Source organism: Ancylobacter moscoviensis (assembly GCF_007559435.1).
In the GTDB taxonomy this organism is placed as follows: Bacteria; Pseudomonadota; Alphaproteobacteria; order Rhizobiales; family Xanthobacteraceae; genus Ancylobacter; species Ancylobacter moscoviensis.
On sequence record NZ_VMBP01000001.1, the window covers coordinates 283,536 to 306,683 of the forward strand.

Annotated in this window: 21 protein-coding genes; 12 read left to right on the forward strand and 9 right to left on the reverse strand. The window is 67.0% G+C overall.

The window, feature by feature from the left end:
- Positions 1 to 3 precede the first annotated feature (3 nt).
- Both FO470_RS01300 and FO470_RS01305 read right to left on the reverse strand, forming a co-directional pair.
- Positions 4 to 1,665 carry a hydantoinase B/oxoprolinase family protein gene (locus FO470_RS01300; protein ID WP_144341118.1) on the reverse strand — a complete coding sequence of 554 codons (1,662 nt, stop codon included), beginning with the start codon at positions 1,663 to 1,665 and terminating at the stop codon, positions 4 to 6.
- Positions 1,662 to 3,749 carry a hydantoinase/oxoprolinase family protein gene (locus tag FO470_RS01305; protein WP_144341119.1) on the reverse strand — a complete coding sequence of 696 codons (2,088 nt, stop codon included), beginning with the start codon at positions 3,747 to 3,749 and terminating at the stop codon, positions 1,662 to 1,664. Before FO470_RS01305 ends, FO470_RS01300 begins: the two co-directional genes overlap by 4 nt.
- 189 nt (positions 3,750 to 3,938) lie before the next feature.
- Between FO470_RS01305 and FO470_RS01310 the strand changes: the two genes are divergently transcribed.
- Together FO470_RS01310 and FO470_RS01315 are read left to right on the forward strand one after the other, a co-directional pair.
- Positions 3,939 to 5,897, forward strand: a complete 1,959-nt coding sequence (locus FO470_RS01310; protein WP_144341120.1) for an AMP-binding protein — start codon at positions 3,939 to 3,941, stop codon at positions 5,895 to 5,897.
- 29 nt (positions 5,898 to 5,926) lie between these two features.
- The gene (locus tag FO470_RS01315) at positions 5,927 to 6,931 is read left to right on the forward strand and encodes a fumarylacetoacetate hydrolase family protein (RefSeq protein ID WP_144341121.1); all 1,005 of its coding nucleotides are present in this window, start codon (positions 5,927 to 5,929) and stop codon (positions 6,929 to 6,931) included.
- Positions 6,932 to 6,973: 42 nt separating this feature from the next.
- Here FO470_RS01315 and FO470_RS01320 read toward each other — a convergent pair whose 3' ends face one another.
- The 3 genes from FO470_RS01320 to FO470_RS01330 are packed head-to-tail and all read right to left on the reverse strand — an operon-like array spanning position 6,974 to position 9,976.
- Positions 6,974 to 7,762 carry an IclR family transcriptional regulator gene (locus FO470_RS01320; protein WP_144341122.1) on the reverse strand — a complete coding sequence of 263 codons (789 nt, stop codon included), beginning with the start codon at positions 7,760 to 7,762 and terminating at the stop codon, positions 6,974 to 6,976.
- Between the two features lie 36 nt (positions 7,763 to 7,798).
- The gene (locus tag FO470_RS01325; RefSeq protein ID WP_144341123.1) at positions 7,799 to 8,899 is read right to left on the reverse strand and encodes an ABC transporter ATP-binding protein; all 1,101 of its coding nucleotides are present in this window, start codon (positions 8,897 to 8,899) and stop codon (positions 7,799 to 7,801) included.
- Positions 8,900 to 8,950: 51 nt separating this feature from the next.
- Positions 8,951 to 9,976, reverse strand: a complete 1,026-nt coding sequence (locus FO470_RS01330; RefSeq protein ID WP_144341124.1) for a fumarylacetoacetate hydrolase family protein — start codon at positions 9,974 to 9,976, stop codon at positions 8,951 to 8,953.
- 265 nt (positions 9,977 to 10,241) lie between these two features.
- Between FO470_RS01330 and FO470_RS01335 the strand changes: the two genes are divergently transcribed.
- The 3 genes from FO470_RS01335 to FO470_RS01345 are packed head-to-tail and all read left to right on the forward strand — an operon-like array spanning position 10,242 to position 13,336.
- Entirely contained in the window at positions 10,242 to 11,297 is a 1,056-nt protein-coding gene (locus tag FO470_RS01335) for an ABC transporter substrate-binding protein (RefSeq protein WP_246659436.1), read from the forward strand.
- An 18-nt stretch (positions 11,298 to 11,315) separates the two neighbouring features.
- On the forward strand, positions 11,316 to 12,527 hold the full coding sequence (locus tag FO470_RS01340) for an ABC transporter permease (RefSeq protein WP_144341125.1): 1,212 nt from the start codon (positions 11,316 to 11,318) through the stop codon (positions 12,525 to 12,527).
- Entirely contained in the window at positions 12,524 to 13,336 is an 813-nt protein-coding gene (locus tag FO470_RS01345) for an ABC transporter permease (protein ID WP_144341126.1), read from the forward strand. Before FO470_RS01340 ends, FO470_RS01345 begins: the two co-directional genes overlap by 4 nt.
- A gap of 126 nt (positions 13,337 to 13,462) precedes the next feature.
- Here the strand turns inward: FO470_RS01345 and FO470_RS01350 are convergent, their stop codons facing one another.
- From FO470_RS01350 to FO470_RS01365, 4 genes are all read right to left on the reverse strand, one after another.
- A complete protein-coding gene (locus FO470_RS01350) occupies positions 13,463 to 14,404 on the reverse strand; it encodes an electron transfer flavoprotein subunit alpha/FixB family protein (protein ID WP_144341127.1) in 942 nt (313 codons plus the stop codon).
- Between the two features lie 62 nt (positions 14,405 to 14,466).
- On the reverse strand, positions 14,467 to 15,216 hold the full coding sequence (locus FO470_RS01355; protein WP_144341128.1) for an electron transfer flavoprotein subunit beta/FixA family protein: 750 nt from the start codon (positions 15,214 to 15,216) through the stop codon (positions 14,467 to 14,469).
- A 38-nt stretch (positions 15,217 to 15,254) separates the two neighbouring features.
- Positions 15,255 to 16,472: an NAD(P)/FAD-dependent oxidoreductase gene (locus FO470_RS01360; RefSeq protein ID WP_144341129.1), complete on the reverse strand. Its 1,218-nt coding sequence runs from the start codon at positions 16,470 to 16,472 to the stop codon at positions 15,255 to 15,257.
- 14 nt (positions 16,473 to 16,486) lie between these two features.
- Positions 16,487 to 17,251, reverse strand: coding sequence for an HpcH/HpaI aldolase family protein (locus FO470_RS01365; RefSeq protein ID WP_144341130.1), 765 nt, complete (start codon positions 17,249 to 17,251; stop codon positions 16,487 to 16,489).
- A gap of 176 nt (positions 17,252 to 17,427) precedes the next feature.
- On the opposite strand from FO470_RS01365, the gene FO470_RS01370 reads away from it, so the two are divergent.
- The 7 genes from FO470_RS01370 to FO470_RS01400 all read left to right on the forward strand — a co-directional run bounded on the left by FO470_RS01370 (position 17,428) and on the right by FO470_RS01400 (position 23,080).
- The gene (locus tag FO470_RS01370; protein ID WP_144341131.1) at positions 17,428 to 18,240 is read left to right on the forward strand and encodes a shikimate dehydrogenase family protein; all 813 of its coding nucleotides are present in this window, start codon (positions 17,428 to 17,430) and stop codon (positions 18,238 to 18,240) included.
- The gene (locus tag FO470_RS01375) at positions 18,233 to 19,051 is read left to right on the forward strand and encodes an SDR family NAD(P)-dependent oxidoreductase (RefSeq protein ID WP_144341132.1); all 819 of its coding nucleotides are present in this window, start codon (positions 18,233 to 18,235) and stop codon (positions 19,049 to 19,051) included. Before FO470_RS01370 ends, FO470_RS01375 begins: the two co-directional genes overlap by 8 nt.
- Complete coding sequence (locus FO470_RS01380) at positions 19,044 to 19,412, forward strand: RidA family protein (RefSeq protein WP_200837859.1); 369 nt, start codon at positions 19,044 to 19,046, stop codon at positions 19,410 to 19,412. The genes FO470_RS01375 and FO470_RS01380 overlap by 8 nt, the downstream gene beginning before the upstream one ends.
- Positions 19,413 to 19,510: 98 nt before the next feature.
- Complete coding sequence (locus tag FO470_RS01385; RefSeq protein WP_144341134.1) at positions 19,511 to 20,299, forward strand: FadR/GntR family transcriptional regulator; 789 nt, start codon at positions 19,511 to 19,513, stop codon at positions 20,297 to 20,299.
- A 271-nt stretch (positions 20,300 to 20,570) separates the two neighbouring features.
- Positions 20,571 to 21,284, forward strand: coding sequence for an SDR family oxidoreductase (locus FO470_RS01390; RefSeq protein ID WP_144341135.1), 714 nt, complete (start codon positions 20,571 to 20,573; stop codon positions 21,282 to 21,284).
- A 13-nt stretch (positions 21,285 to 21,297) separates the two neighbouring features.
- Complete coding sequence (locus tag FO470_RS01395; RefSeq protein ID WP_144341136.1) at positions 21,298 to 22,047, forward strand: SDR family NAD(P)-dependent oxidoreductase; 750 nt, start codon at positions 21,298 to 21,300, stop codon at positions 22,045 to 22,047.
- 82 nt (positions 22,048 to 22,129) lie between these two features.
- Positions 22,130 to 23,080, forward strand: a complete 951-nt coding sequence (locus tag FO470_RS01400; protein ID WP_144341137.1) for a LysR substrate-binding domain-containing protein — start codon at positions 22,130 to 22,132, stop codon at positions 23,078 to 23,080.
- The last annotated feature ends 68 nt before the right edge of the window (positions 23,081 to 23,148 follow it).

Consider the following 23,148-nt stretch of genomic DNA (forward strand, 5'->3'; position numbering starts at 1 on the left):
CTATCAATCGACGAGACCATAGATCTCGCGGGCCGCCTGCTCGGAGATGTAGCCGAGCGCGAGATCGCGGCGCACCGCCGCGCGGTCCCGCTGGCGTGGATCGCCATAGCCGCCACCGCCCGGCGTCTCCAGAACGAGATATTGGCTGTCCTCGACCACGAAGCGCTGCTTGGGGTGAACGGGCACGCCGTCACGCCCGAGCGTGCGGCCGATCTGGCCGGGAAGCCCGTCGAACAATCCCTGCGGACCGATGCGGGTCTTGTCGCAGACGAGATTGACGACACAGGAGCTTCCCTCGGGTACGACTTCCAGCGTCACCCGCTGCCCGAGGCCGCCGCGGAAGCGGCCGGCACCGCCGCTGTCGGTCAGCAGTTCCTTGCCGTAATAGATAAAGGGCGCCTCCAGCTCGAGCACCTCGACCGGAACGCAGCGTGTTCCCGTCGGGTACTGCATGGTCGAAAGGCCGTCCTTCGCCGAGCGGGCGCCGATGCCGCCGGCGATCAGCGCCACGGCCGCATAAGGGCGGCCTTCGCGGGTCTGGCCGTTGAGCGTGACGCCCCAGACCGAGCCGGCCCCGTCGGCCATGACCTTGTCCGGCCAGGCCTGCGCCAGCGTCTGCAGCACGAGGCCCGGGATCATCTGGCCGACCAGATGGCGCGCCGCAACCGGCGCCGGGAACGTGCAGCTGACGATGAGCCCCGGCGCCGCGTTCAGCTTGAAGGTCGAGAGACTGCCGAAATTGTGCGGAATCTCCCGCCCGATGGCGCAGCGCAGGGCGAAGGCGACGTAGCCGAACGTGTAGTTCTCGCAGACGTTGATGCCTTTGCGTATCTGCGGCGACGTGCCGGTGAAGTCGGCCTCGATCTCCTCGTCGCGAATATGCAGGGTCAGCACGACCTTGATCGGCTCGTCATAGCCGTCGAGGTTGAGCACCGAGGTATAGCTCCCGTTCGGCACCTCGCGCAGCGCCTGCCGCGCCGCCCGCTCCGAGCGCAGGAATATCTCCTCGACGACGGCGTCGAGGTCATGGATGGCGTATTCGTGGATCAGCTCGCGCATCGCGCGACCCGCCGCCTCGTTCGCCGCGTTCTGCGCGTCGAGATCGCCGACGACCGCGTCCGGCTCGCGCACATTCGCCCGGATGAGGCGGAACAGCGTGTCGTTGCGCACCCCCGCGTCGTACATCTTGCAGACGGGGATGAAGAGCCCTTCCTCGAACACGTCGTTGGCGCTGGCGCCGAAGCCGGTGCCGCCGATATCGGCATGGTGCGCCGTCGATGCGGCAAAGCCGATCAGGGTGCCGCCGTCGAAGATCGGGCTCGCGACGGTGATGTCGAAGAAGTGCCCCGTCGTCTTCCACGGGTCGTTGGTGATGAACACATCGCCGGGCTTCAGCGTGTCGATGGGAAATTCCGCGAGGAACTCCAGCACGGTGCGCGTCATCGGGATGAGATGGCCCGGCGTCCCGGTCTGGCCATGGGCCAGCATGCGTCCCTTGCGGTCGAACAGCGCCGTGGCGATGTCGCCCGCCTCGCGCACGAGGGGGCTGAAGGAGGTGCGGATGATGTTGACCGCCTGCTCGGTGACGAGCGAACTCAGCCGGTTCCAGAAGATCTCGAGAAGGACCGGATCGCTGTCGAGGCTGATATTCTGGTTTACTGTCATGACTGTCTCGCTTCACGCTTCCTGTCGATGATCAGGTTGCCGTCCTGATCGATCTGGGCGGTCCAGTTCGGCGGCACGATCACCGTGGTGTCGGGCTCCTCGAAGATCGCCGGGCCGGGCACGACCGTCCCCAGCGCGAGCTGGGGCCGCGCCAGCACCGGCGTCTCGACCTGGCCGGTCTCGGGGAAATAGGCGAGGCGGGTCTTACCCTCGCCCGTCGTCTGCGCCGCGCGCCGGAACGCCACGGAGGAGTCCGGGCGCGGGCCCGAGGCCGTGAGACGCCAGTTCAGCACCTCGACGCCGAGACCGGAGGTCATGCGGCCGTAGAGCCGCAGATAGATCTCCTGATAGCCCTCGCTGAGGGTGTCCACGGTGTCGGGACCCATCGCCGAGAGTGAGAACGGCACCTCGATCTCGTAGCCCTGTCCGACGATGCGCATGTCGCAGCTGGCCTTGAACTCGATGTTCTCGGCCTTGATGCGCGACTTCTCCATCAGCTCGACCGCCTGGGCCTTCATGTCGTCATAGAGCCGGCGGCACTGATCCCAATCGATCGTATCGAGGGCGAACTTGCGCGTGCGCACAAAGTCGAAGGTGAGCGGCGCCATCAGCATGCCGTTGGCGGAGAACACGCTCGCCCCGCGCGGGCAGATCACCCGGTCGACCCGGACCGCCTCGGCGACCCGGCAGGCATGCAGGCCGCTGGCGCCACCGGAAGCGAGCAGCGCATAGCGCGCGGTATCGACGCCGCGCTCGGCGGCGTGGACCCGCAGCGCGTTGGCCATGTTCTCGTTCACGACGCGGTGGATGCCCCAGGCCGCGCGCACGGCATTTCCCTCGAAGGATGCGCCGAGAACCCGCCCGATGGCCGACGTCGCGCCATCGAGGTCGAGCTTCATGCGCCCGCCGAGAAAGTAGTCGGGATTGAGATAGCCGAGCACGAGATCGGCATCCGTCACGGTCGGCTCGGTGCCGCCCAGCCCGTAGGAGACCGGCCCGGGGTTGGCGCCGGCGCTGGCCGGGCCGACGCGCAGCAGGCCCATCTCGCTCAGACCGGCAATGGAGCCGCCGCCGGCCCCGATCTCCAGCAGCTCAACCGACGCCACCTTGAGCGGAATGCCGCTGCCGGGCTTGAAGCGGTAGGCGCGAGCGACCTCGAAATCCCGCGAAATGGTCGGCTGGCCATGGTCGATGAAACAGATCTTCGCCGTCGTACCGCCCATGTCGAGCGCCACGACATGCTCCTCATCGATGTGCCGGCTCAGCATCGCCGCGCCGGTAACGCCGGCGGCCGGGCCGGATTCGACGATGCGCACGGGATAGTCGGAGGCCTGCTCGGCGGTCACGACGCCGCCATTCGACAGGAAGACGTAGAGGTTCCCCTCCACGCCGGCGCCGGACAGCCCTTCGCGCAGCTGCGACAGATAGGGACGCACGAGCGGCTGCACATACGCATTCACGATGGTCGTCGACATGCGCTCGACCTCGCGGATCTCCGGCGCGACATCCGACGAGATCGAGATGGCAAGTCCGGGCCGCAGCTCCTGCAGCTGATCGCGGACCTTTCGCTCATTGGCGGGGTTCACGTAGCTGTGCAGAAAGCACACGGCCAGCGCCTCGAGATCGGCCGGCAGGGTGCGGGCCAGCTGTTCGATCGCCGGCGCCTCGGCGGGCACCCTCATCTCCCCGGAGGCGAGCACGCGCTCCTCGATCTCGTAGCGGCTCCCGCGCTCGATCAGGATCGGGGGCGGATCGAGGTCGATGTCATAGATGTCGTAGCGCCATTCCCGCCCGATCTCGAGAACGTCGCGGAACCCCTTGGTGGTGACGAGGGCGGTCTTGGCGCCCTTCCCCTCGATGACGGCATTGGTGACGAGCGTCGTGCCGTGAACCGTATCCACGATTTCGGATGCGTCGCTTCCGGCCTGTGCGAGCAGGCGCTCAACGCCTTCGACGATGGCCACGATGGGGTTGCGGGGGTTGGTGAGGACCTTCTCGGTCGCGAGAACGCCGACGACATCGGCGAGCACCAGATCGGTGAAGGTGCCGCCGATATCGACGCCCAGTCGGAGTTTCCGGGACATGCTGACTGCCTATATTTGGTTCGCTAGACAAAACGCTATCTATCATATTGATACTTGTCAACGACCCGAAATGGGCGCTAACTTTGAAAAATCGCGAATTCATTGGATGAGCCCGGACGATTGCGTCATGAACCATGAAACGCTGTTTCATGTTTTCAGAACCCTTTCGCAGGGCATGAGGAGGCAGGAATGGGAGATCGGATCGCCGACGCCGAGGCAGAATTTGCCTGGGTACCCGATGCCGAACGGATCGCGGGCAGCCGCCTGACGGAGTTCATCCGGGCCGGCGGCTGCAGGGACTTCGATGAACTCTACCGCCGGGCGGATGCCGATCCCGGCTGGTTCTGGGAGCAGGTCATCCGCTTCGGCGACCTGCGCTTCGAGCGCCCCTACGACCGGATCATGGACGACAGCCGCGGCATCGAGTGGACCCGATGGTGTGTCGGCGGCACGACCAACATGGCCGCCAACTGCATCGACCGTCACCGCGGGACGCCGACATACGACCAGACCTACATCGTCAGCGAGGCGGAGGACGGCACGACGCGGTCGCTGACCTATCGCGAATTCGACGCGCAGGTCTGCCGGTTCGCCGGCGTGCTGCACGGCCGCGGCATCGGGCCCGGCGACGTCGTCGGCCTGCTCATGCCGCTTATCCCCGAAACCTTCGTCGCCTATTTCGCCATCGTGAAGCTCGGGGCGATCGTGATGCCGCTGTTCAGCGGTTTCGCTCCCGGCGCCATCGCCGAGCGCTTCAACATGACGGACACCAAGATCGTGGTGACGACCGACGTCATGTATCGCCGGGGTTCGTCGGTACGTCTGGCGGCCGCCGCGCTGGGGGCCCTTCCCGAGTCACCCAGCGTCGAGCATGTGATCGTCCTGAACCGCACCGGCGGGCCGCTGCCGGATGGCCCGATCCTCGACTGGGACGAGGCCATGAAGACCGCGGAACCGGTGGTCGAGACGCTGATGATGGATGCGGAGGCCCCGGCGGTCCTGCACATGACCTCCGGCACCACGGGCCGCCCGAAGGGCGCGATCTACACGCATATCGGCTTCGTCACCAAGATGGTGCTCGACTACGGCATCCTCTCCGATTTCCGTCCGACGGACCGCTACCTCTACCAGGCAGACATGGGCTGGATGGTCGGCTCGCAGACGGCCGTCATCGCCAGCGTCCACGGCGCCAGCATGCTGCTGGCGGAAGGCGTGCCGGACTATCCGGAGCCGGACCGGTTCTGGCGCCTGATCGAACGCCACAAGGTGACATGGGTCGGCATCACGCCTTCGATGGCGCGTATCCTGATGGCCCATTCCGACAAGCCGCCTGAAAGCGATCTTTCGAGCCTGCGGATCGTGCTCACGGCGGCGGAGCCCTGGACGGTGCATGCGTGGAACTGGCTGTTCCACACCGTGCTCAAGGGCAAGGTGCCGATGCTGAATGTCTCCGGCGGCACCGAGATCAGCGGCTGCATCCTCGCCTGTTCGGTCAATCACCCGCTCAAGGTCGGGTCCTTCGCCATCCCCATTCCCGGCATGGGAGCCGATATCGTCGACGAGAACGGCAATCCGACGGCCCCGGGAGAAATCGGCGAGCTGGTGCTCCGGCGCCCCTCCATCGGCCTGACCCCCGGATTGTGGCGCGACGACAAACGCTACATCGAGAGCTACTGGAGCACGCTGCCGGGCGTCTGGGTCCATGGCGACCTCGCCTCGCGGGACGAGGACGGGCACTGGTACATCCACGGCCGCTCCGACGACACCATGAAGATCGCGGGCAAGCGCGTGGGGCCAGCCGAGATCGAAACGGCCGTGATGGCGTCGCGGGCGCTGGTCGAGGCCGCCGCCGTCTCGGTACCCGACCCGATCAAGGGTGCGGCGCTGGTGCTGGCCTGCGTCCCCCTGCCCGGCGTCGAGGCGGACGACGCGCTGCGCAAGCGCCTCCAGTCCGAGCTGGAACGGCAGATGGGCAAGTCCTATCGGGCCGAGAAGATCATCTTCGTCCGAGACCTGCCCAAGACACGCACCCTGAAGATCATGCGCCGGGCCGTGCGCGCGTCGCTGCTGCGGCAGTCGCCCGGAGATCTTTCCGCGCTCACCAACCCCGACTCGCTCGCCGAGCTCCAGCAACAGGCGCTGTTCTAGGCCGCGCGACCCATCAGGAGAAGACAAGCATGAAACTCGCGACCTTCATCAGCCGGGGCGAGCCACGGCTGGGATTTTCATTCGGCGGTTTCGTCGTCGACCTGCGAAGCGCTCTCGAGGCGGCGCTTCGCGCCCGCTCGATCCGTGGGGCGGCGTCGATCGCCGAGCAACTCAGCCCGCCGGACATGCGCGAATTCATCCTTCTGGGCGAGGAAGGCGCGGCCGCGGCGCGGACGGCGCTGGCTCATGTCGAGGTGGAGGGTATCGACGGCCTGGTCGCGGCGAAGGCCGCCGTCGCCTTCGAGGAGGCGGAGTTCCTGGCGCCCGTCCATCGCCCACGCAATCTGTTCTGCGTGGCGGTGAACGGGGCCGCCCTCGTCGAGCTGGCGCCCAAGCTGCCCGATTATCCCGTCTACTTCCTCAAGCCCAACTCGACCCTGACGGGCCACCGCCAGCCGATCGAGCTGCCGCCGATCGGAAACACCATTCCCGAGGCGGAACTCGCGGTCATCATCGGTCGCAAGATGAGCCGCGTGCCGGCGGCCGACGTCTACGACCACGTCTATGGCTACTCGGTGATGAACGAGGTCACCTCGCCGCAGATTCGTCAGGACGACCTTCTCATCTCGCGAATCTCGGGCCGCAATCCGGCTACCGGCGAGCTGGAATTCGAGGATGTTCCGTTCACCGCCCTGGCGCGCCACAAGGGCCTCGACAGCTTCGCGCCCATGGGGCCGTGGCTGGTGACGCGGGACGAGATCGACGATCCACATCAGCTGACCATCTCCGGCGAACTGAACGGGCGCTCCTTCTGCTTCGACCACACCTCGCGGCTGCGCTTCAAGATCCCCGAGGTCCTCGAGCGCATCTCCCATTTCTCGACCCTGCATCCGGGAGATATCGTATCCATGGGCACGGCGAGCCCGTCGCAGGAGTGGCCGATGCTCGAAGTAGACCTGTTCAAGGAAGGCGGCCTCGTGAGCGTCTCCATCGAGAAGCTGGGCGTCCTCGAGAACCCGATCGCCTATATCTGAGATCGCCCGGGAACAGCGACGGCGCCGGCCTCCCGCGCGCCGTCAGCGATCGAATTTGAGGCTGCGCGAGATCTTGAACGCCGCGTCGACAAGCGCGGAGACGTGCTCGATGCTGGGCTTGGCGGGCACGTACTGGATCGAACCGAGCAGGGCGATGGTACCGATCAGCCGTCCCTGCGGGCCGAAGATCGGCGCGGCCAGCGCATTGATGCCCACGAGGCTCTCATTGGGAGCGACCGCCCAGCCCTGCTCGCGGATGACGGCGATCTGTTCACGCAGAACACCGGGATCGGTGATGGTGAACTCGTTGCTTTCCGGCAGCGGGCCGCGCAGCACCTTCTCCCTTGCACTCTCGTCGCCGAAGGCCAGCAGCAGCTTGCCCTGGGCCGTGCTGTGCAGCGCGAGGTCGGTGCCGGTCCGCGCGACCACCTCCACCGTCGAGTTGGCCCGCACGATCTCAAGGATGGTGAGCCGGGTGCCCTCCACGGCCGACACGACCACCGTCAGGTCGAAACGGTCCGCCAGGCTGCGCATCACATCCTTGGAAACCGAGGAGAGATTCATCTGCTTGTTGATGGCCGGGCCGAACAGCGCCCAGCGGTTTCCCAAGCCGTACTTCTCGCTTTCCGAATCCTGGGCGACGTAGCCGGCGCTCGCCAATGTCCGCAGGTGACGAAAGACTCGCGCCTTTCCAACCCCGAGCGCGGTGGCCAGTTCGGTGACGCCCATCGGTGCCCCCGCAAACGCCAGATATTCCAAGATCTTCAGGCTCTGAAGAACAGACTGGATATCCTGGCCGCTGGAGGTCTTTTCGGGCGTTTCTGAATCCATGAGCGTCTTTTGCCGATCCCTGTCCTACGTCAGGCCTCACTCGTCGCCGACCCGCCGGACGACGACGCTGTCGCTATCCCGCCAGTGAACCAATGTCTCGCCGCCGATGCAGGGCAGATCCTGCCTCGAGCCGACCTGAAGCTTCGCGATCAGCGTTCCGAGTGTGGGGTTGAAGACCTTCACGCGCAGATGATCGCCGTGATAGGCAAAGTCACGAATGAGCGCAACATATCCCTCCCCTTGCGAAGGGGAAGACAGCTCCAGATGCTCCGGCCGCACGAGCAGCTGAACGGCGGCGGGACGCGCTATCTCCCTACCGGGCACGGTGCGCACGCTGCCATCGGCGAGCCGGATCGTGTTGCCGCCCGGACCGCCGTCCAGGAGTTCCGCGTCGAGCAGGTTGCTCTCGCCGAGGAAGGACGCGACGAAGCTGCTCAAGGGTGACTTGTAGAGTTCGGCGGGGGTCGAGATCTGGGCAATGCGGCCCTTGTCGAATACCGCGACGCGGTCCGACATCGTCAGGGCCTCGCTCTGGTCGTGCGTCACATAGACGACCGTCACGCCGGTTTCGCGGTGGATGGACTTGATCTCGTCCTGCAGCTGCTCGCGCAACTGCTTGTCCAACGCGCCCAGCGGCTCGTCCATGAGCACGAGGCTGGGCTTGAAGACCAGAGCGCGAGCGACCGCGACCCGCTGCTGCTGACCACCCGACAATTGCGCGGGCGTGCGATGCGCCAGGGCCTCCAGGCGCACCATGGCCAGAGCGCGCATCGCGTCCTGCGTGCAGTCGCGGCTACGCATGCCGCGGGCGCGCAAGGGATACTTGATGTTGTCGAGGATGCTCATGTGAGGGAACAGCGCGTAGTTCTGAAAAACGACGCCGATGCCGCGCCGGTGGGGCGGCACGTTGCTGATCACCCTGCCGTCGAGCGAGATGGTGCCCGATGTCGGATGCTCGAAACCCGCGAGCATCATGAGCGATGTGGTCTTGCCCGAGCCGGAAGGTCCGAGCAGCGTGAGAAACTCGCCGCGCGCGACATCGAGGTTGAGATCCCGAATGACCGTCAGGGCCGCATAGGCCTTGTTCACATTCCGAAAGGAAACGAACCCCTGTTCGGCTCCTCGTTCCTGCGTCATCCGCCGATCGCTCCGATTAGCTGCCGAACCGCCCCTGATGAAGAATCCATCCTAGGATTCCCAGATCTCGTCCGCGGCTCCATCGTAGGTCTTGATCACCGGGTTCTCCAGAATGCCGATCTTTTCCACTTCGATGCGGATCGGGCCCGCAAAACGTCTCATATCCGCGTCCAGCATGGGCCACTGATCGGTCGAGCTTGCCGTACCGAGGGTGACGATGTCGCCCGGCGAGAGCGTCGACCACTTCGTGATATGGGCCATCACCTCGGGGATCGTGAAACGCAGCCGCCCGGTGTGGTCCTCGTTGATGAGGCGCTCGCCGAGCCAGGCCCGCACGTGCAGATCATGGGGATCGGCGATTTCATCCTTGGTCACGATCCACGGCCCCAGCGGACCGAAGGTATCCATTCCCTTGTGCCGGGCGATGACGGTGAAGGTGACGTCGTCGAACGTGTCCTCGCCGAATTCGTTCTTCCCGGCGGGCACACGGGAGATCAGCAGGTCACGCCGCCGGATCTCCGGCGAGGTGACGTCATTCAGGATCGTGTACCCGAACACATAGTCGTAGGCGTCTTCGGCGGCGACGTTCTTCGCCGTCTTGCCGACGACGAAGGCGAATTCGGATTCGGGATGGACGAGTACCTTCTCGCGGATCTCAATCGGCTGGAGATGCCCGATGAGCGACGAATTGGGCTTCGCATAATAGATCGGATAATCGGGAGCACGGATGGCATGCGCCACCAGTTCGGGGTTGTTGACCACCGTGCAGAAGACGTTGCGCGGGCGGGCAACCGCCGGCAGCCACTCGACGTCATCGGCCGCCATGCAGAACACTCCGGCACCATCCGCGTCGAGCGCCCATGCGAGCGCCCGCCGCGCCGCGGCAATGGAAATCTCGCCCAGTTCGATGAACCGGACCATATCGGCGGGAATGACCGCGCGGGCGATCTCGGCGGAACCGGACAGCCCTTCGCCCGCGAGCATGGCCTCATACGCCGCCGCGAGGTCGACGACGATATCGCCCTGCACGGCACCGACCTTCTCATGTCCTCGATGACGGAAACTGGCGAGCTTCATGCGGAGGACTCCTTGATCTGCTCTTCGATATGAAAGTTCACATGCCGATACGATGACGTCCTGACGCGAGAGCGATCTTCGCTGAAGGTCAGCCGCATCACTGGATCATCAGGATATAAACACGGCATCCACATTTCGACAAACGAAATATCGTTTACAGTTGCGATACACGGTGTTAGCTTTTTCATATAACGGGCGCCCCCCGCCAAGAGCCTCTTCAGAGGTCGTGACTACGCCGCCAGAGAGATTGGAACGGGAGTTACTCATGATGAAGATAAACAGGCGTACCTTCGGCATCGGCGTTGCGAGCCTCGCGGCGCACAGCCTCATCCCCAATGCGCATGCGGCCGGCGGGCAGGTCACCGTCGTGGGCTTTGGCGGCGCCTTCCAGGACGCCATGCGCGAGATCTATTGGAAGCCGTTCGAGGCGAAGACCGGCATCAAGGTTCTGGAGGACAGCTGGAACGGCGCCTTCGGCACCATTCGAGCCAAGGCCACGGGCGGCGTCGGCAACTGGGATGTCGTGCAGATGCCGGGCGACGGGCTCCTCCTGGGTGAGGAAGAGGGCCTCTACGCGCCTCTGGACTGGAAGGCGCTGGGCGGTCGGGAGGCCTACATCGGGCAGGGCGCGACCGATTTCGGCGTGGGCTGCGAGGTAGGCTGCATCGTGCTTGCCTATGACAGCTCGAAGCTGGCGAACGGGCCGGAGAGCTGGAAGGACGCCTTCGACCTGGCCAAGTTCCCCGGCAAGCGGTCGCTGTACAAGGGACCGAAGTACAATCTGGAGGCTGCGCTGTATGCCGACGGCGTCGATCGCGCCGACATCTACAAGGTGCTGAAGACGCCGGAAGGCGTGAACAAGGCCTTCGCCAAGCTGGACACCATCAAGAAGGACATCCTCTGGTGGGAATCCGGCGCCCTGCCGGTCCAGTTGCTTGCCTCAGGCGAAGTAACCATGAGCTCGGCTTATGGCGGACGCATCTATTCGGCGCTAAACACGGGAAAGCCCTTCAAGATCATCTGGGCCGGCAGTCTGGTCGAGGTGGACTCCTGGGTGATCATGAAGAATGGGCCCAACAAGACGGGCGCCATGGAGCTGATCAAATGGATGGGCGATGCCGACCGGCAGCTGGAGATCGCCAAGCGCATGGGGTACGGTCCGACGGTGAAAGCCGCGCTCAAGCGCATTCCCCCCGAGCTTGCGCCGTCCCTGCCGAGTTCGCCGGCCAACCTCGCCGTGGCGATCGACATGGATCCGAGCTTCTGGATGGAGCGGGAGGCGGCATTGACCGAGCGCTTCACCAACTGGGTCAATAGCTGAGGGTGAAGGAGCGCCGGAATGTCTTCGGGTGATGCCGCATCAGGCGCAGCTCGCCGGCTCGGTGGCTATTGGCTCTCCATTCCGGCGCTGCTCTTCCTCACCGTCTTCTTTCTTGTTCCACTGCTGTCGGTTCTGCTGGCGGCTGTCTTTGATCAACGCTTCTCCTCCCAGTTCGAGCAGACCACGCGCCTGCTGCAGGCGTGGTCCGGCGAGCAATTGCCGGATGAGGAGACATATCGGACGATCGCCGGCGAACTGCTCGCCGCGCGCGGCAACAAGACAATCGCCAATGTCGACCGGCGCCTCGCGCAGGAAGAGGCATCGCTTCAAGGGCTGCTTACGTCATCGGCAAGGGGACTCGCCAATGACGGACTTCCCTCTTCCGGCGTGCGCGAGGCACTCATTGCCATCGATCTGCGCTGGCAGGACACGAGGACGTGGAAGGTGCTCAGGCGCGTCTCGGACGACCTGACGCCGACCTATCTGCTCGCCGCCCTGGACCTGCGCCGGAACGCAGACGGCGGCATTGAAACAGCGCCGCCCGAGCAAGCCATCTACGTGCCGATTCTCGTTCGCTCGCTGGTCATAAGCCTGGTCGTGACGCTGGCGACGCTCGTGCTCGGCGCCCCCGTCGCCTTCGTGATGGCGAATGTGCGCCCCGGCTGGCGCGGCATTCTGTTCGTCCTCGTGCAGATACCGTTCTGGACGTCGATCCTGGTGCGCCTCGCGGCGTGGATCGTGCTGCTGCAGAATCAGGGGCCGATCAATCAGGCGCTGATGACCATCGGCCTGATCGATGCCCCGGTCGCCATGATGTACAACCGCATCGCGGTCTACATCGCCATGACCCACGTTCAACTGCCGCTGATGATTCTGCCAATCTACAGCGTGATCCAGAACATCAAGACCAACTATGTGCGGGCGGCCCTGTCGCTGGGCGCATCGCCGCTGCGTGCGTTCATCACCGTCTACTTGCCCCTCGCCGCGCCCGGCATCGGGGCGGGAGTGGTGCTCGTCTTCATCTCCTCGCTTGGATACTACATCACGCCGGCCATCGTCGGCGGCGCCGGGGACCAGATGCTCAGCTACTTCGTCCAGTTCCACCTCGACAAGCTGAACAACGGGCTCGCCGCCGCGCTGGCCTCCATCCTCATCCTGTCGACGGGCCTGGTATTTCTCGGCGGCCGCATTGCCAGCCGGCTGGGCAGCGCTGCGAGGCCGACCCGATGATCGAACTGCTGCTCGGTGAACGGGGCTGGGGCCGGCGCATGCTGTTTCTCGGCTGCGCCCTGGTCCTCGCCTTTCTCGTCCTGCCCCTCCTCGTGATCGTGCCGCTGTCCTTCAACAGCGGCTCGTTCCTCGTCTTCCCGCTCGAGGGCTTCTCCCTGCGCTGGTATGAGACGATCCTCACCGATCCGCGCTGGCTGTCGGCCGGTAAGAACAGCTTGATCGTGGGGCTGTCGGCGACGGCGGCTTCGCTGGCCATCGGCGTCCCCATGGCGATGGCACTCAGCTTCTATGTTCTTCCCGGTCGGGCATTCCTCGGCCTGTTCGCCGGCGCGCCACTGGTGGTGCCGCCCGTCATACTGGCGATCGGCCTGTTTTTCCTGATGTCCAGCCTGCAGCTGACCTATTCGCTGCCCGGCCTCATCATCGCCCATACCGTGCTCGGGCTGCCCTTCGTCGTCATCACGGTTTCCGCCGCCCTGAGCGGGTTCGACCGCACGCTGCTCAAGGCCGCCGCAAGCCTCGGCGCATCACCGATGCGGGTCTTCCGCACTGTCCTGCTGCCGCTCACCTGGCCGGCGATCACGACCGGCGGGCTGCTGGCCTTCATCACGTCCTTCGACGAGGTCGTGCTGGTCATCTTTCTCGGCGGGCCCGGCCAACGCACCCTGCCGCGCGAGATGTTCGACAGTCTGCGCGAGAGCTTCAGCCCAAGCATCCTCGCTCTCGCAACGCTGCTGACGCTGGTATCGACAGCCCTGATGCTCATTTCGCTGCGGGCCCGTGCCAGAATCGAGGGCGCCTCGTACTGAGGGCCGGTTCGATCGCCCGGCCGAGACGGCGGCCGCTGCGACGAAGGCGCCGCTGGTATGCGACGGAGGACGGCTCCCACGGGGCAAGGGGAATCGCCGGGACGATATGAGCGCCGGTCCGAAACATCAGGCCCGGTCGCGCAGCGCCTTTTCGAGCTCCGGCAGGACGGTGAAGAGGTCGCCGACGAGGCCGTAATCCGCGACCTGGAAGATGGGGGCTTCCTCGTCCTTGTTGATCGCGACGATGACCTTCGAATCCTTCATGCCGGCGAGGTGCTGGATGGCGCCGGAGATGCCGCAGGCGATGTAGAGATCGGGCGCCACCACCTTGCCGGTCTGGCCGACCTGCCAGTCGTTCGGCGCGTAGCCCGCATCCACCGCCGCCCGCGAAGCGCCGACCGCCGCGCCAAGACGGTCCGCGACAGGCATGATGACCTCCTCGAACTTCTCGGCCGAGCCGAGCGCGCGGCCGCCGGAAATGACGATGCCGGCGGAGGTCAGCTCCGGCCGGTCGCTCGCCGAGAGGCTGTTGGCGACGAAGCCCGACAGGCCGGGATCGGCGGGCGCCTCGACCGCCCGGATCGGCGCCGAGCCGCCCTGCGAGGCCGGCGGGAAGGCGGCCGTGCGCACGGTGACGACCTTGCACGGATCGAGCGCCTGCACCGTCTGGACGGCGTTGCCGGCATAGATCGGGCGCTTGAAAATGTCGGGCGCCACGACCTCGACGATCTCCGAGACCTGCGCCACGTCGAGCAGCGCGGCGACGCGCGGGGCGACGTTCTTGCCGGAGGAGGTGGCGGGCGCCATGATCGTCTCATAGGCGCCGGCGAGCGACACGATCAGCGCCGCGAAGGGCTCGGCGAGCCGCTCGGCCAGCCCGTCCGCCTCGGCCAGCAGCACCGTGCGCACGCCGGCCAGGCCGGCGGCGGCCTCGGCGGCCGGACGGGCGTCGCAGCCCGCCACCAGCACGTCGATGTCGGGTCCGATCCGGAGCGCCGCCGTGAGCGCCCGGGCGGTCTGTTCCGCCAGGCTGGCATTGTCGTGCTCGGCGATCAGCAGAATGGCCATGTGCATCTTCCTTGGCTTGCGCCCGGCCGTGCCGCCCCGCGGGGGCGCCGGGCGCCACATCGTCACAGAACGCGGGCTTCGTTGCTGAGCTTGTCGACCAGCGCGGCGACGGAGGCGACCTTCACGCCTGCCTTGCGGGCATGGGGCTCCTCGGTTCGAAGCACCTTCAGCCGCGGGGCGATGTCGGCGCCGAAATCCGCCGGGGTCTTCTCGTCGAGCGGCTTCTTCTTCGCCTTCATGATGTTGGGAAGGCTGGCATAGCGCGGCTCGTTGAGGCGCAGATCGGTGGTCACGATGGCCGGCAGCTTCAATTCCAGCGTCTGCAGGCCGCCGTCGACCTCGCGCGTCACCCGCGCGCTGCCGCCCTCGACGGCGAGCGCCGAGGCGAAGGTGCCCTGCGCCCAGCCGAGCAGCGCGGCGAGCATCTGGCCGGTCTGGTTCGAATCGTCGTCGATCGCCTGCTTGCCGAGGATGACCAGCCCTGGCTGCTCGGCGGCGACCACGCCCCGCAGCACCTTGGCGACGCCGAGCGGCTCGACCGCGTCGTCCGTGCGCACGAGGATCGCGCGGTCGGCCCCCATCGCCAGAGCGGTGCGCAGGGTCTCCTGCGCCTGCGCCGGCCCGATGGAGACGACCACGATCTCCTGCGCCTTGCCGGCTTCCCTGAGGCGCAGCGCCTCCTCGACGGCGATCTCGTCGAAGGGGTTCATCGCCATCTTGAGATTGGCGAGGTCCACGCCCGAGCCGTCCGCCTTCACGCGGACCTTCACATTCCCGTCGACCACCCGCTTCACGGGCACGAGAATCTTCATCGTCGCTTCTCCTTGACGCGCGCCTGCCCGGCGGCCGCTCAGATGACGGCCTCTTCGAGGAACGGCTCGTTGCGCGGTATGCGCTCATAGTGGAAGGGGGAGAGGTCGAGGGTCTGGAACGACCCGTGGATGATCAGCTCGGAGACGGCGCGCCCGACCGCCGGCGACTGCTGCAGGCCGTGCCCGGAGAAGCCATTGGCGAACATGAAGTTCGTCACTTCCGGGTGGAAGCCGACGATGCCGTTGTGATCGAGCATGTTGTACTCGTAGTGGCCGGTCCAGCACTGCTGCACCTTCAGCGCCTCGAAGTCGGGGATGCGGTGCCAGAGCGCCGGCCAGATGCGCTCGTCGAATTCCTCGTGATGCATCTGGAAGTCGTCGTAATCGGCCGGCCCGTCGTCGACCGGGGTGTTGCCGGTGAGGAAGAGCTCGCCTTCCGGGCGCACGAAGGTGCCGGAGAGGTCGATGACGTTGGGCATCCGGCCGGGGATCGGGATGGCGCTGGAGAAGACGAAGCTGTAGCGCTTGAAGGGCGCGACGGGGATCGACAGCCCGGCCATCGCGGCCACCTGCTGGGCGCGCGGGCCGGCGGCGTTGACCAGCGTGCCGCAGGAGACGGTCTCGCCGGTCGCGAGCTGCACGGCGATGACGCGCCCGCCAGCGACGGTCAGCCCGGTGACGGCGTTGTCGATATACTCCACGCCGCTGGCGCGGGCGGCGCGGCGAAAGCCGTTCAGCAGGCCCATGGAATCGAACCAGCCCTCGTCGCGCGAGCCCCAGGCGCCGCCGCCGAGATCCTCGACGTTGAGCCAGGGGAAGCGCTCCTTCAGCGGGCCGGGATCGAGGAACACGGTGTGGGCGCCGAGGCTGCGCTGGAGATCGACCCGCGCCTTCGCCGCTTCCACGCCGTCCGGCGAGCAGCAATAGAGGTAGCCGTGCTCCCTGAAGCCGAGATCGGGCGCCGGCTCGTCCTTGTAGTAAGGCTTCATCCGCTCGGCGAAGCTGCGGATGATCTCGATGCCGAACTGGCTGATCTTCACGTTGATCGGATTGGAATATTGCTGGCGGATCGCGCTGGTCGACAGGGCGGTGGAGGAGAACTCGTAGCTGCTGTCGCGCTCCACCACGAGGATGGACATGCTGCCGCCCAGCGCCTGGCTGAGCCAGTAGGCGACCGAGGAGCCGACCACCGCGCCGCCGACGATGACGATGTCATAGGCCGGGCGGGACGGCGCCTTGTAGGGAGGGATGGCCATGCGAACGCTCCCGCTCAGCGGTTGAAGGAAGCGACCAGCGCATCCGACCCCCGAGCCAGCAGGCCGAGATCCGAGCCGACCGCGACCATGGTGAAGCCGTCCGCGATGTAGCGGTCGGCATCGGCCTTCACCGGCGCCAGAATGCCGCTCGCCTTGCCGGCCGCCGCGGCCGCCTTGCGCACGGAGGCGATGGCCTCCTGAACGTGCGGCGCGCCGGGATTGCCCATGGCGCCCATGTTGGTGGAGAGGTCGCCGGGCCCGACGAAGAGCACGTCCACCCCTTCTACGGCCGCGATCTCGGCGGCGTTGGCGACGCCGGTCTCGCACTCGATCTGCACCGCCAGAAGCTGCTGCTGGCGTGCATTGGCGTGGTAGCCGGCGATGCGGCCGAAAGAATTGGCGCGATGCGCGACGGAGAAGCCGCGAATGCCGTGCGGCGCGTAGCTCATGGCCGAGACGATGGCGCGGGCCTGATCGGCGGAGCGCACGTTCGGGATCATCAGGCTGCGCGCGCCGGCATCCAGCATCTGCTTGATGAGGTCGGGATCGTCGGAGCGCAGGCGCACCGCGCCCTCGCAGGCCGAGCCGTTGAGAACCTGAAGCTGGGACACGATGCTGCGCAGGTCGTTGGGGCTGTGCTCGCCGTCGATGAGCACCCAGCCCACGCCCGAACCGGCGACGATCTCGGTGGTCAGAGCCGAGGCGAAGGAACACCACAGGCCGATATGCGCCCGCCCGGCGGTGACCGCGGCCTTCAGGGAATTGGGACGCTCCTGCATCTCGTCTGTCTCCGGCGAAAACGCGAATTGAAATTTGTATGATGTCCTATATCATACGTATTTGACGGCTCGCAACGGGATCTTGCACCGCCCGCGGCAGCGGGGCGGCAAGACGGGAGACGAGCCGCCGGCGCCCGGCGCCGGCACCCGATGGGCGAAGGAAAGGAAGCAGACCGATGCGCGGGACAGGCAAGGCGGACGTCTTCGTGATGCTGGCTCACCCGGTGGGGCACGCGAAAAGTCCGGGCGTCTTCAACGAGATCTTCGAGCAGAAGGGCCTCGACAGCCTGATGGTGCCGATGAGCTGCAAGCCGGAGGATTTCGACACCTTCTGGGCCGGTCTCACCGCGGCCGAGAACGTGCGCGGCGTCATCATCTCCGTGCCTTACAAGGCGGCGGTCTACCGCAAATGCGCCGCCGCGCACGACCGCGCCGCGCGGGTGCAGAGCGCCAATTCGGTCCGCCGGCAGGCCGACGGGACCTGGTACGGCGACAATTTCGACGGCGTCGGCTTCATCGACGGCCTGAAGGCCGGCGGGCACCAGATCGCCGGCCGGCGCATCCTGCAGGTGGGGGCCGGCGGCGCGGGAGCCTCGCTCGCCTATTGCCTCGCGGAGGCCGGCGCACAGGAGATCCGCCTCGCCGACATCGACGCCGACCGGGCCGAGAACCTCGCCGCGCTGGTCCGCAAGACCTTCCCGCAATGCCGGATCGAGGTCGGCGCGGCCGATCCCTCCGGCATGGACATGGCGGTCAACGCCACGCCGTCGGGGCTGAAGGCCGGCGACCCGCTCCCCATGGACGTCGGCCGGCTGACGCCGGAGATGACGGTGGTGGACATCATCATGGAGCCGGCCGAGACGGCGCTGCTGCGCGCGGCGAAGGAGATCGGCTGCCGCATCCAGCCGGGCCGGCCGATGATGGACTTCCAGGTCCGCGGCATGTCCGAATTCTTCGACATCGAGCGCCGGAGCCGCGGCAATGGCTGAGGCGGGGACGCACGCACGCACGGTCGTCGTTATCGGCGGCACCTCCGGGATCGGCCACGCCATCGCCCAGCGCTTCGCCGAGGACGGCAGCCGGGTCGCCGTCGCCGGGCGCAGCGCCGAACGCGGCGGCGCGGTCGCCGCCGCCTGCATCGGCGCCGGCGCCCCCGACGCCCGCTTCTTCGAGACCGACGTCGCCGACGCCACCTCGGTGGAGGCGCTGGCGCAGGCGGTGGAGGCGGCGTTCGGCGTGCCGGACGTCGTCGTCAACTGCGCCGGCATCCTGCAGAGCGGCAAGCATGTGCTTGATCAGGACCTCGACGAGGACGAACGCATGTGGCGGGTGAACTACCGCGGCACGCTGCTCGGCTGCCAGTCGTTCGGGCGGCGCCTGTCCGCCGCCGGGCGCGGGGCGATCCTCAATGTCGGCTCCCTCGCCTCTTTCGCGCCGCTGTCGCTGCCGGCCTACACGCCGGGCAAGCACGCGGTGCTGGCGCTGACGCAGATCCTCGCCGCCGAGCTGGGCCCGCATGGCGTGCGGGTCAACGCGGTCGCCCCCGGCTACACGCTCTCCGACGGGCTGAAGGCCAAGATCGCCAAGGGCGAGCGCAACCCGGAGGCCATCCAGGCGACGACGGCGCTGCGCCGCTTCGTCGAGCCGCGCGACGTGGCGGAAGCCGCGCTGTTCTTGTGCTCGGACCGCGCGGCCTCGATCACCGGGGTGACGCTGCCCGTCGACGCGGGATGGCTCATCCAGGCGCCCTACGCCCAGTACCTGCAGGGCAACCCGATCCGCCCCGCGTCCAATGTCTGAAAGGCCGAGACACGTGACCGACATCCAGCGCTTCGACTTCGACACCCGCATCCACCACGGCGTGATCCATAACGGCACGCTCTACCTGACCGGGCAGGTGGCGACGCCCGGCCGCTCCGCCGCCGACCAGATGCGCGAGGTGCTCGGCAAGATCGACGCGCTGCTGGCGAAGGCCGGCACCGACAAGACGCGCATCCTGCACGTGCAGATGTGGCTCGACGACGTGCGCGACTTCGACGAGGTGAACACCGTCTGGGATGCCTGGATGCCCCGGGAGCACGCCCCCGCGCGCTCCTCCGGCGAGGGCCGGATGGCCAAGCCGGGCATGCTGGTGGAGCTGATCGTGACGGCGGCGGTGTGAAGGAACGGTGTGAAGGGGGTTGCCGATCGGCGCATCTTCGTCCATCGGCGTTCTGGCAGGGGAACGTTCTGGCAAGGGAAGAGGAACGCGATAACGCGATGACGAAGCGCAAGCCGCTCTCCACCGTGGTGGCCGACAGCCTTCGGGAGAAGATCAGCTCCGGGGAATTGCAACCGGGCATCCAGCTCCCGACGGAGGCCGAGCTCGGCGCCCAGTACGACGTGAGCCGCACCGTGGTGCGCGAGGCGGTGGCGCGCCTGCGCTCGGAGGGCCTCGTCGTCCCCCATCAGGGGCGCGGCATGTTCGTCAACGAGGCGCCGGTGCCGCGCACCTTCTCCATTCCCGACGAGGCGCTCAGGACCCTGCCGGAGACCATCGCGCTGCTGGAGCTGCGGCTCAGCGTCGAGGTGGAGGCGGCGGGCCTGTGCGCGGAGCGCCGGACGGAAGCGGAGGCGGACAACATCCGCGCGCTGATGGAGCAGGTCGACGCGCGGCACGACGACCCTTCCGCCATCCAGATCCACTACGACTACGACTTCCACCTCGCCATCGCCAAGGCGACGCGCAACGAGTTCATCTACGCCTTCCTGGCCTATCTGCGCCCGATCATCGTGCCGCGCTTCCAGCTCGGCCACGTCGTGGCGACCGACGTCAAGGAGGTCTACTACGCGCGCATCCATGCCGAGCATCGGGCCATCGTGGACGCCATCGGCAAGCAGGACGGACGCGCCGCCCGGCGCGCCATGCGCGCCCATCTCGCCAACAGCCTCGAACGGGTCCGCGCGCTCGCCCTCGCCGCCGGCATCGACGCCACCGATGTCGACCAGCAGGCGGCGGCCGCCGCGCTTTTCGCCGAGCTGAAGCGCCCCCCGCGCGCGGAGGGGTGAAACCGCCTCCGCCCGGCTGGCGAGGACGGCCAGAGCGAAAGCCAGAATTTTTCCGGCTCCCGCCAAGTCGCGGATGAATCACGCGATACCGCCGGCGCGACCCCAAGCGCTGACAGGCCTTCCCCGGTTCCGGCATGGGCGGCGGAAGGCGCGACCGGTCCCGGCCACGTAATGGACAGGAAAGCTTATCTTTCGAATTTCCACGGTTTTCTTGGTTTGCCCGCGCCCCTGAACGTCACACACTCGCCTCACAACAACCGGGAAAGCCGACGTGACAACAGCCTTCATCACGGGTGCGACGAGCGGCATCGGGCGGGCCATGGCGGTGGCGCTCAGCGACGCCGGCTATGAGGTCTTCGCCGTCGGCCGCAGCAAGGCGGCACTCGAGGCGCTGCGCTCGGAACGGGCCGGCATCACGCCGATCGCGGTCGACGTGACCGACCGCGAGGCCATCGAGGCGGTCGTCAACGGCCTGCACATCGACGTGCTGATCAACAATGCCGGGATGATGCCCCCGCTCGGCAACTTCGCCGACATGAACCTCGCGGACATCGACGCCGCCCTGGAGGTCAATCTCAGCGCCGCCATCCTGCTCACCCGGCTGGTCGTGCCGCAGATGCGCGAGCGCGAATCCGGGCACATCATCTTCACCGGCTCCTCGGCGGCGCACGCGGCCTTCCCCAATGTCGCGGTCTATTCGGCGACCAAGGCCGCCATCGCCGGCTTCTCGGCCGCCCTGCGCGCCGACCTCTCGCCCTTCGGCATCCGCGTGACCGAGATCGTGCCCGGCCGCGTCGAGACGCAGCTCTACAAGGACATCCTCGACGCCAAGGCCCGGGCGGCGATGTACGCCGGCAACGTGGCGGTGCAGCCCGAGGACGTCGCGAAGATGGTCGTCGCCCTGCTCGGCCTGCCTTCCTGGGCCGACGTGACGCGCTTCGACATCATGCCGACCCGCCCCACCACCCCCAGCGGCAGCAAGTAAGGGTATCAGGACCATGAAGGATCTTTCCGTGCTCATCGTCGGCGGCGGCTCCGGGCTGGGAGCGCTGCTCGCCCGCATGGCCGTCGAGAGCGGGGCGGCCAGGATCGGCATCATCGACATCAACCGCGCCGCCGCCGAGGCCGCGCTGGAGCCGGCCCGCGCCAAGGGGCTGCCGACCGCCACCGCCGAGGCCGACATCCAGGTCGGCGCGCAAGCCCATGCCGCCTTCGAGGCGGTGGCCGCCGAGCTCGGGCGCATCGACACGCTGATCAACTGCGCGGCGGTCTATCCACGCCGCCCGATCCTCGAGATCACCGACGCCGAATGGGATGCCTCCAACGGCATCAACATCAAGGGCACCTACCACATGATGGTGGCCGCCATCCGGCACATGCAGCCGCAGGAACCGAAGGACGAGGTTCGCGGCCGCATCGTCAACCTGACCTCGGTCGACGCCTTCAAGGCGCATCCGCAGAACGCCCACTACGCCGCCACCAAGGCGGCGGTCGTCAGCCTCACCCGCTCCTTCGCCCACCACGTGGCCAAGGACGGCATCCTGGTAAACTCGGTCGCGCCGGCCGGCATGGCGACCGAACGCGCCCGCCAGCTCGGCTTCCTCGAGGAACTCGCCAAGGCGAGCCCGCTCGGCCGCGGCGCGCAGCCCACCGAGATCGCCGAATGGGTGCTGATGACCGGCGGGCCGAAGAACACCTACATGACCGGCGAAAACGTCATCGTTTCCGGCGGATACATCTACGCGTGACGTCCGGCGCCGGCCGCCTTGCGCGGCCGGCCCGAGCGGAGGCCCGATCGAGGGAGTTCCTAACCGAGGGGTGGAAGAGAGAATGACCGGGAAGCTGCGTCTTCCGCCGCTGAATGCCCTGCGGGTCTTCCACGCGGTGGCGCGGCACAAGAGCTTTCGCCACGCGGCCGACGAGCTGCTCGTCACCCCGCAGGCCGTCGGCCAGCAGATCAAGCTCCTGGAAGACACGCTCCAGGTGACGCTGTTCGAGCGCAAGGGCCGCTCGATCGAATTGACCGAGTCCGCGATCCTGCTGTCGCACTACGTCAATGCCGGTTTCGAGGAATTCGCGGAAGGCGTGCGGCGCGTCACCAAGTCCAACTACCGGGACCGCATCAACCTCAATGCGAGCCCGTATTTCGCCACCCACTACCTGCTGCCGCGTCTCTCGCTGTTCCGGGAGATCCTGCCCGGCGCCGACCTTCGCCTGACCACCATGGTCGACCTGCCGGACTTCGGCCGGGACGACATCGACATGGCCGTACAGTGGGGATACGGCGGCTGGTCCGACTACGAGACGACGCTCCTCGTGCCGGACCCGAAGATCATCTGCTGCACGCCCGCGATCGCCGCGCAGATCCGGTCGGCGCAGGACATCACGCGCTTCACCCTGCTCGACACCGTCAAGTCGAAGCGCCTGTGGCCGGACATCCTGCGCCATCTCGGCGTCGAGCAGACCGAAGGCGACCGGAGCATCGGCTTCGACGACGCCGCCACCATGCGGCGCGCAGCGCTGCAGGGGATCGGGGTGGGGCTGGTCTCGGTGATCGACGCCGAGGAGGACCTGCGCTCGGGCGCGCTCGTCGCGCCGCTCGGCCACGACGCGCTCGCCGGCATGCGGCCGGAGGAGGTGCCCGGCTTCTACCTCATCCTGCCCAAGGGCCACCTGCGCGTGAAGGCCGTGGCGGCGCTGCACCGCTGGCTGGGCCAGCAGGACTGGAGCAGCGACCTCAAGGTCTCGCCGCTGCCGCAGCCGACCCAGCTGTCGGACTGAAGACCGCTTTGAGTTACGGGCCCCTATCGCCCCAACAACGATAAAACCCAGCAACCTCAAGAGTGGAC

Coding starts and splice junctions, on each gene's coding strand:
- FO470_RS01300 (WP_144341118.1), bottom strand. CDS start 1,665: ATGACAGTAAACCAGAATATCAGCCTCGACAGCGATCCGGTCCTTCTC.
- FO470_RS01305 (WP_144341119.1), bottom strand. CDS start 3,749: ATGTCCCGGAAACTCCGACTGGGCGTCGATATCGGCGGCACCTTCACC.
- FO470_RS01310 (WP_144341120.1), top strand. CDS start 3,939: ATGGGAGATCGGATCGCCGACGCCGAGGCAGAATTTGCCTGGGTACCC.
- FO470_RS01315 (WP_144341121.1), top strand. CDS start 5,927: ATGAAACTCGCGACCTTCATCAGCCGGGGCGAGCCACGGCTGGGATTT.
- FO470_RS01320 (WP_144341122.1), bottom strand. CDS start 7,762: ATGGATTCAGAAACGCCCGAAAAGACCTCCAGCGGCCAGGATATCCAG.
- FO470_RS01325 (WP_144341123.1), bottom strand. CDS start 8,899: ATGACGCAGGAACGAGGAGCCGAACAGGGGTTCGTTTCCTTTCGGAAT.
- FO470_RS01330 (WP_144341124.1), bottom strand. CDS start 9,976: ATGAAGCTCGCCAGTTTCCGTCATCGAGGACATGAGAAGGTCGGTGCC.
- FO470_RS01335 (WP_246659436.1), top strand. CDS start 10,242: ATGATGAAGATAAACAGGCGTACCTTCGGCATCGGCGTTGCGAGCCTC.
- FO470_RS01340 (WP_144341125.1), top strand. CDS start 11,316: ATGTCTTCGGGTGATGCCGCATCAGGCGCAGCTCGCCGGCTCGGTGGC.
- FO470_RS01345 (WP_144341126.1), top strand. CDS start 12,524: ATGATCGAACTGCTGCTCGGTGAACGGGGCTGGGGCCGGCGCATGCTG.
- FO470_RS01350 (WP_144341127.1), bottom strand. CDS start 14,404: ATGGCCATTCTGCTGATCGCCGAGCACGACAATGCCAGCCTGGCGGAA.
- FO470_RS01355 (WP_144341128.1), bottom strand. CDS start 15,216: ATGAAGATTCTCGTGCCCGTGAAGCGGGTGGTCGACGGGAATGTGAAG.
- FO470_RS01360 (WP_144341129.1), bottom strand. CDS start 16,472: ATGGCCATCCCTCCCTACAAGGCGCCGTCCCGCCCGGCCTATGACATC.
- FO470_RS01365 (WP_144341130.1), bottom strand. CDS start 17,251: ATGCAGGAGCGTCCCAATTCCCTGAAGGCCGCGGTCACCGCCGGGCGG.
- FO470_RS01370 (WP_144341131.1), top strand. CDS start 17,428: ATGCGCGGGACAGGCAAGGCGGACGTCTTCGTGATGCTGGCTCACCCG.
- FO470_RS01375 (WP_144341132.1), top strand. CDS start 18,233: ATGGCTGAGGCGGGGACGCACGCACGCACGGTCGTCGTTATCGGCGGC.
- FO470_RS01380 (WP_200837859.1), top strand. CDS start 19,044: ATGTCTGAAAGGCCGAGACACGTGACCGACATCCAGCGCTTCGACTTC.
- FO470_RS01385 (WP_144341134.1), top strand. CDS start 19,511: ATGACGAAGCGCAAGCCGCTCTCCACCGTGGTGGCCGACAGCCTTCGG.
- FO470_RS01395 (WP_144341136.1), top strand. CDS start 21,298: ATGAAGGATCTTTCCGTGCTCATCGTCGGCGGCGGCTCCGGGCTGGGA.
- FO470_RS01400 (WP_144341137.1), top strand. CDS start 22,130: ATGACCGGGAAGCTGCGTCTTCCGCCGCTGAATGCCCTGCGGGTCTTC.